The sequence below is a fragment of the Paenibacillus zanthoxyli JH29 genome, assembly GCF_000520715.1.
Classification (GTDB): Bacteria; Bacillota; Bacilli; order Paenibacillales; family Paenibacillaceae; genus Paenibacillus_AQ; species Paenibacillus_AQ zanthoxyli.
Genome location: NZ_ASSD01000544.1, coordinates 1 through 4,519, shown reverse-complemented (window position 1 = coordinate 4,519; position 4,519 = coordinate 1). Strand labels below are relative to the sequence as shown.

General features: G+C 57.5%; 8 protein-coding genes. 2 read left to right on the top strand and 6 right to left on the bottom strand.

Annotation, left to right across the window (positions count from 1 at the left end; all coding sequences use genetic code 11):
* Positions 1-5: 5 nt before the first annotated feature.
* Entirely contained in the window at positions 6-203 is a 198-nt protein-coding gene (locus L691_RS0121225; protein ID WP_025692345.1) for a YwbE family protein, read from the bottom strand.
* Between the two features lie 52 nt (positions 204-255).
* Here L691_RS0121225 and L691_RS0121220 point away from each other — a divergent pair, with 52 nt between their 5' ends.
* Positions 256-558 (top strand): hypothetical protein, encoded by a 303-nt coding sequence (locus L691_RS0121220; RefSeq protein ID WP_025692344.1) that lies wholly within the window; start codon positions 256-258, stop codon positions 556-558.
* A 6-nt stretch (positions 559-564) separates the two neighbouring features.
* Here the strand turns inward: L691_RS0121220 and sdaAA are convergent, their stop codons facing one another.
* The 5 genes from sdaAA to L691_RS29670 form a co-directional block, all read right to left on the bottom strand.
* On the bottom strand, positions 565-1,440 hold the full coding sequence (gene sdaAA / locus L691_RS0121215) for an L-serine ammonia-lyase, iron-sulfur-dependent, subunit alpha (protein WP_025692343.1): 876 nt from the start codon (positions 1,438-1,440) through the stop codon (positions 565-567).
* Positions 1,437-2,141 carry an L-serine ammonia-lyase, iron-sulfur-dependent subunit beta gene (gene sdaAB / locus L691_RS0121210; RefSeq protein WP_025692342.1) on the bottom strand — a complete coding sequence of 235 codons (705 nt, stop codon included), beginning with the start codon at positions 2,139-2,141 and terminating at the stop codon, positions 1,437-1,439. Before sdaAB ends, sdaAA begins: the two co-directional genes overlap by 4 nt.
* Before the next feature lie 219 nt (positions 2,142-2,360).
* The gene (locus L691_RS0121205) at positions 2,361-2,780 is read right to left on the bottom strand and encodes a GNAT family N-acetyltransferase (RefSeq protein WP_332249106.1); all 420 of its coding nucleotides are present in this window, start codon (positions 2,778-2,780) and stop codon (positions 2,361-2,363) included.
* A gap of 28 nt (positions 2,781-2,808) precedes the next feature.
* On the bottom strand, positions 2,809-3,345 hold the full coding sequence (locus L691_RS0121200) for a GNAT family N-acetyltransferase (protein WP_408634778.1): 537 nt from the start codon (positions 3,343-3,345) through the stop codon (positions 2,809-2,811).
* Between the two features lie 5 nt (positions 3,346-3,350).
* Positions 3,351-3,767, bottom strand: coding sequence for a DUF4269 domain-containing protein (locus L691_RS29670; protein WP_025692339.1), 417 nt, complete (start codon positions 3,765-3,767; stop codon positions 3,351-3,353).
* Positions 3,768-3,926: 159 nt separating this feature from the next.
* Here L691_RS29670 and L691_RS0121190 point away from each other — a divergent pair, with 159 nt between their 5' ends.
* Positions 3,927-4,370: a hypothetical protein gene (locus L691_RS0121190; protein WP_025692338.1), complete on the top strand. Its 444-nt coding sequence runs from the start codon at positions 3,927-3,929 to the stop codon at positions 4,368-4,370.
* Positions 4,371-4,519 lie beyond the last annotated feature (149 nt).

Here is a 4,519-nt window from a genome sequence, read left to right as displayed (position 1 = left end):
ACATGCTATGGCCCCAAGATATGCTTGACCCGGCCCACCTGGCCGCTCGTCAGCCTTACCTTGATGCCGTGCGGATGACGGGGCGAATTCGTCAAAATATCCTTGACCGTACCCCGGGTCAGCTTGCCCGAGGCCTGGTCCTGTTTTAGCACGATATCCACTTCAAGCCCTGGGCGGATATCCGATCTGTTCTGTCCATTCATCATTTGTCCTCCTTTCATTATGACTCTACACATAGATAAGGATGAACCCGCTATGGCTTTTGGCATTAAACGCGAAGAATTGAACCGATGGAAAAAAGCGGTCTCCGCAGGGGAGATCGCCTTCCTGACCCATTTCTGGCTCGATCCGAGATTTCCCGGCATGACGACCGTGACCAAAGTCGGCTGCAGCGACCTGGATCGCCTTGCCGACTGGTGCAGAACCAACGGACTGCCGCCGGAGCGCATTCACAACCGGCCGCCGTTCCCCCATTTCGATCTCATCGGCCCAAGGCAGCCGGAAATCCTCAAGCGGGAGGGGCAATGGGAGCAGCTCCGCCGCTTCAATTTGCTGTAGTCCGCTCTATTTGCGCCGCAAATCATCCATGATTTTGCGGCCGGTCGGCGTCTGGGCGAGCCCTCCGCCGGCCGTCTCGCGGTGAATCTCCGGCATGGCCGAGCCCACCTCCAGCATAACCTTAATTACCTCGTCGGATGGAATGACGCTGCGCACTCCCGCCAGCGCCATATCCGCCGCGGCCAGCGCTGTCACAGCGCCGAAGCCGTTGCGGACAATGCAGGGGATTTCAACCAATCCACCGACCGGATCACAGATCAGCCCGAGCGTATTCTTCAGCGCCAGGCCCACGGCATGTACCGCCTGAGCCGGAGTGCCGCCGCGCAGCTCGGTCAGCGCTCCCGCCGCCATCCCGATCGCCGAGCCGACCTCGGCCTGGCAGCCTCCCTCCGCACCGGAGACGAAGGAATTATTGGCGATAACATAGCCAATGGCTCCGGCGGCAAACAGACCGTACGTCATGTAATCGTCGTCCCAGCCGAAGCGCTCCTGGCAGCTTAGGAATACACCGGGAATAATGCCGCAGGACCCGGCCGTCGGCGTGGCGATGATGCGCCCCATCGAGGCGTTCACCTCCGAGACGGCGAGCGCATAGGCCATCGCCTGCCCAGCCGGGCCGCCAAGGCAGGATTCACTCGCGGCGTTATAGGCGCCGACGCGCTGGGCGCCCTGTCCCGTAAGTCCGCTCCGCGAGGTCGTATCCTCCTGCATTCCCCGCCGGACAGCTTCTTTCATTACTCCGTAATATTCCCTCATCTTGGCAAATTCATGTTCGGCTGACCGTCCGGATTCGGCGCTTTGCTCTTCCACCATCAGAGCGCCAATGCTCAAAGCCCGTTGTTCCGCCAGAACGGCGAGCTGGCTTAACGTTTGAAAGTTCATAAGCTCCGCCCCTCTCCATTCTTGTCTTTCGAGCTTTCATCCAGGTAGATCAGCTTTACCGATTTCACCGCAGGCAGTTCTTCCAGCTCCCGCAGCAGTTCCTGAGGCAGAACTTCATCCAGCTCCAGCACGGTCAGCGCCGCTCCGCTGCGGTTCTTACGGTCTAGTGACATATGCCCGATATTTACCTGTCCCCGGCGCATCGTATCGGTTACGCTTGCCAGCACGCCGAGATAATCCATATGATGGATCAGAACAGTCGGATACATTCCGGACAATCTGACGCTGAAGCCGTCGATATCGATAATTTCGATATTGCCGCCGCCGATAGATATGCCTGTAAGCGTCAGCTCCCCGGTGCTTCCGGTGAGCTGCAGCCGCACTGTATTTGGATGGGGAAATAAGCCAGTTCCCTGCCGGAACGAAATTTCCATGCCGCTGCTTTCAGCAATTTCGATGGATTCCGGCAGCCGCAGATCGTCCGTTGAGTAACCCAGCAGCCCCCCGGCAATCGCCCGGTCCGTACCATGCCCCTGATACGTAGCCGCAAACGACCCGAAGAAGATAACCTCCGCCTGTCGCGGCATTTCTCCCAGCAGCTGTCTGGCCGCCCGGCCAATGCGGGCCGCACCCGCTGTATGGGAACTCGATGGCCCGACCATCGCCGGCCCTATAATAGAAAATACATCCTTAAACCGCATGCTTAAGCCTCCGCTTTCTTCCAAATCTCACAATGCCGCATTCGGTTTCCCCGCTTCGTCCATTTCAGAGCAAAGAGAATCATTGCCTTACTATTATACTTTAACGGCCGAAAAACTGTGAAATTTGTCGAACAACGGATGGCAGACTATTCATCGGACGCCGGACACCACGCAAATACCAAATAAGCAGCCCCTTTCCTTAAAAAAGAACCGGCAGCATCAGGTGCTGTGCGAGTACAGCAAAATGCTGTCCCTAAGCTCCCAGCCGATTCCGCTCCAGAACCGCTGTCCGCCCGCATTGCTCCCAATGACCATCAGGTGGCATTTGGCGATGCCTTCCGAACGCAACCGATCAAGGCAGCGGGTGACCAGTTCGCGCCCGATGCCTTTTCCCCGGTATTGGCCGCCTACAGCCACATGGTACAAAAATCCCCGCCGCCCATCATGCCCGCACAGCGCCGTACCGGCAATCCCTCCATCCGGAGCGATGCATACATGGCTGAGGCCGCGGTTGCGCTCCAGAAAGCGGATAATCTCATCCCGCGAATCCGCCGCGCTAAGTCCCATGCCTGCGGTATTCTCCCACAGCCCATAGGCCGCGTCGTAATCTTCCTTCGTCATCTCTCTGTAAATCATCATTCTCCCCCAATTTCCCCATGCAAAATAATCAGTTCTCCGTTCCCCGCTTTACGAAACGGTAACCCGTTATCTCATAGCCTAGCTCCCGGTAGAAACGATGCGCCTCTTCCCGGGCGGTTCCGCTGACAAGCCAGGTACCTTTGCAGCCGCGTTCCGCCGCTATTTGTTCCGCAAACGCCATCAGCCTGCTGCCAACGCCCTGCCTCCGAGCAGCCTTGTCCGTCACCAGCAGTGAAATTTCCCCATATCGGGTTAGATCCTCTATGTTTTCCCTCAGCCGAAATCCAAGACAGCCAAGGAGGGCCGGCGCCCCAATATGGACATTCGTTTCTCGTTCGGGGAAAGCCGATCCCTCGCCCTCCTCCGATGACGCTGAGGTTTCGCATACAAAAAGCTCTTCAATCGGACTCTTTTCAATAAAATCCAGCCGAAGCTCTATATCCCGCACAGAATGCGATTTGCCGTCAAGCTGCTCCATCAGCCCGGCCAGGGCCGGAGCATCCTTGTTCGACGCCTTGCGGACCACCATTCCCACGTATGCCGTCACCCCCCACACTTTTACCATCATTTTCATGGAATTTCAATTCTGCTTTCATTTCTTTGCACTGCCAACTTAGGCCAACTCTTCCGGCACAGCGCCTCAAGTTCCCGCCTATCCAGCGGTTCAAGCTGAAGCAGCGCTTCATAAGGATCGCCTTCCAGTGCCAGAAGCTGCGCAAAGGCGGGCTCCGTCTTGATTCCTTCCGCTTTCAGCAGACGTACCCGTTCCCGAAAGCCCTCGCCCAATATGTCTAAAATTCGGGCTTCGACAGACATATGGATATAGCCGTTCTGCCTGTTCACCGGTACCGGCTGCCCGAAGATTTCCACAGGCCACTTCCCTGCTGTAAAACGCGCAACGACGCGCGGCTTCCCGTTAACCTCCCGCTGGACCGCCGAGCCATTTTTCAAATAGGTAAGGTCCTGCCAATTATCGAATGCCGTCATGCGGCTCCCCCTTTATTATCGCTGGTTGCCTAGCGATCCGCCGCTCAGGCGGTCACCCTTCCTTGGGCGTATGCATAGAAATATACCATAAGAAGAACCGGCTAACGGCGTCTTTTAAGACGCAGATTACAGCCTATTTTGCCAAAGGAGAGTCGGTAGATGAAACCTGTACGCACCAATAACTTCTCGTCCGTCCGCCTGACAGCAGGCATGTATGCGCTGAGCAAACTGTCAGCTGCCGGATTGACCTTCACGCTGCTGGGCCTGATCTCACTTGCCGCGCCTGATGCCGCCGCAGGCTGGCTGGCTTCGCCGGCATACAATGTATACTCCTATGCTCTTACCGTCTCGCTGCTGGCTGACGGCCTGCTTAGACTGACGGGAACCGGATCAAGAGCCGTCCTCTTGATCCTATATGTCCTTGCCGGATTCGGCGCGGGCCTGTGGCTCGCTCACGACCAGGGAAGCGGATGGGTAAACAACGCGTTCACCGGAATAGCCGTGCTGCTCCTGTTCCGCTTGACCCAGTTAGCCGGTGAACACATTCCGGAGCTGCTGCCCGTATTCGCCCTGTTCGTTCCGCTGCTCTGCCTGCTGCTCTGAATCAGAGCGCCTCAATAATGTCCGAAGCGATAACCGACGCCGGATTATCCCGGAGAAGAGCCGCCCGTTCACCGGCCAGTCCATGCAAATAGACCCCGAACGCCGCCGCCTGGACGCCGTCCAGCCCCTGCGCCAGCAGACCGGCGATG

Bases quoted from the DNA above. Each gene is read 5' to 3' on its own strand.
- L691_RS0121225 (WP_025692345.1), bottom strand. From the start codon at position 203: ATGAATGGACAGAACAGATCGGATATCCGCCCAGGGCTTGAAGTGGAT.
- L691_RS0121220 (WP_025692344.1), top strand. From the start codon at position 256: ATGGCTTTTGGCATTAAACGCGAAGAATTGAACCGATGGAAAAAAGCG.
- sdaAA (WP_025692343.1), bottom strand. From the start codon at position 1,440: ATGAACTTTCAAACGTTAAGCCAGCTCGCCGTTCTGGCGGAACAACGG.
- sdaAB (WP_025692342.1), bottom strand. From the start codon at position 2,141: ATGCGGTTTAAGGATGTATTTTCTATTATAGGGCCGGCGATGGTCGGG.
- L691_RS0121205 (WP_332249106.1), bottom strand. From the start codon at position 2,780: ATGATGATTTACAGAGAGATGACGAAGGAAGATTACGACGCGGCCTAT.
- L691_RS0121200 (WP_408634778.1), bottom strand. From the start codon at position 3,345: ATGGTAAAAGTGTGGGGGGTGACGGCATACGTGGGAATGGTGGTCCGC.
- L691_RS29670 (WP_025692339.1), bottom strand. From the start codon at position 3,767: ATGACGGCATTCGATAATTGGCAGGACCTTACCTATTTGAAAAATGGC.
- L691_RS0121190 (WP_025692338.1), top strand. From the start codon at position 3,927: ATGAAACCTGTACGCACCAATAACTTCTCGTCCGTCCGCCTGACAGCA.